The 425-nt window shown below is 42.8% G+C and carries 1 protein-coding gene; it reads right to left on the reverse strand.

Annotated features, from left to right (window positions below; all coding sequences use genetic code 11):
- Positions 1 to 374: RimK/LysX family protein (locus tag A3735_RS09450; RefSeq protein ID WP_068637989.1), on the reverse strand; the 374-nt coding region annotated here is incomplete at its 3' end.
- Positions 375 to 425: the final 51 nt, after the last annotated feature.

Genomic DNA, 425 nt, shown 5'->3' on the forward strand with positions numbered 1-425 from the left:
TATCGCATATTAGAGCGGTCAGTTAAGGTGATAGGTATCGTCCAATGACTTTTCCCAATGCAGACACTCGCTTCAATCAAGCAACGCTTCTCTTTAGCCTCATTATTGGTCTTAACAAGCCTTTTGTCGATGAGTTTTGCTGACCGTCTACTCGCCCTTCGGTCAGGAAAGACATCCTTTGGTAAATCAAAACTGACCCAAGTTTCATTATCCCTCTCTTCATACTCAATATTTTCGACGTGCAAAGATGAGTTGTTAGCGCCGGTGTCAACTCTTACCTGAACGTTGAATAAATGTAGTCCAGGTAGGTCAGCGTACTCGACTGCACCTAGTAAGATCTTTCCATCCAGGTATTTCGCGAAGGAACTTCCCACAATTGTTTGCTCCTCACTTAGATTTCTATTCTTGGAAAAGTTATCATGGCT

The sequence above is a fragment of the Oleiphilus sp. HI0061 genome (genome assembly GCF_001635675.1).